The sequence below is a fragment of the Microbacterium wangyouchuni genome (assembly GCF_054072595.1).
The window spans coordinates 1-874 of sequence record NZ_JBSVRM010000016.1 but is presented as its reverse complement, the minus strand read 5'-3'; the positions used below and the strand labels follow the sequence as shown (position 1 = coordinate 874).

General features: G+C 62.5%; 1 protein-coding gene. It reads right to left on the bottom strand.

Annotated elements, in window-relative coordinates; translation table 11 throughout:
• Positions 1 to 34 precede the first annotated feature (34 nt).
• A partial coding sequence (locus tag ACW5CM_RS16075) for an IS30 family transposase (RefSeq protein ID WP_457125612.1) occupies positions 35 to 874 on the bottom strand: 840 nt, incomplete at its 5' end.

The window sequence follows — 874 nt, the reverse complement described above, 5'->3', positions numbered from 1 at the left end:
GGCAATGTCAAATGGTGGGAGCAACGCCGGGGGTTTAAGCGGCGAGTAGCAGCTCGTTCAGCCGGTTGGCTGGGGTCTGAAGCTCGAGGGTGGGTCGGGGCCGACGATTCAGCGTCGCAGCGACCCGGCGGAGATCCTCGGAAGTATGGGCGGAGAGGTCGGATCCCTTCTCGAACCAGAACCGCAGCAGCCTGTTGGTGTTCTCGTTGGTCCCGCGCTGCCAGGGCGAGTGCGGGTCGCAGAAATAAAGCGTTGCATCCAGTGCGGTCTGGATCGTGGCGTATTCGGCGAGCTCGGTTCCGCGGTCCCAGGTGATCGAGCGGCGCAGGTGCTCGGGGAGGTTGCCCATCTCTCGGATCATCGCCGCAGCGACGGCGTCAGCGGTATGGTTCTCGGGCAGGTGCAGCAGGATCGTGAAGCGCGTCGCGCGCTCGACGAGCGTGCCGATCGCGGTCCCATCACTCCCGATGATGAGGTCCCCTTCCCAATGCCCAGGCACGGCCCGATCCTCGACTTCGGCTGGCCGCTCGCTAATCTTGAACGCCTCCTTATAGGGGCTGTTCTTGCGCCGCTCTGCCGTGTGAGGGACACGCCTCTTCCGCTTCAAGGAGAGCTTCTCGGCGAGATCCGCCCGCAATTTTCCGCGGGTCTGAACATAGAGGGCCTGATAGATCGTCTCGTGACTCACCTGCATAGTCTGATCATCCGGGAAGTAGAACTCCAACATTGACGAAATCAGCATCGGACTCCATCCCTCATCCATCCAGACCTCGATCAACCGGCATAGCGCCGTGTTCTCGATCAGCGTGAACGGCTTCGGGCGGCGCCGGGCCTGATGTGCTTTCGTGTGCGCGACAGACGCGTAATACTCCCC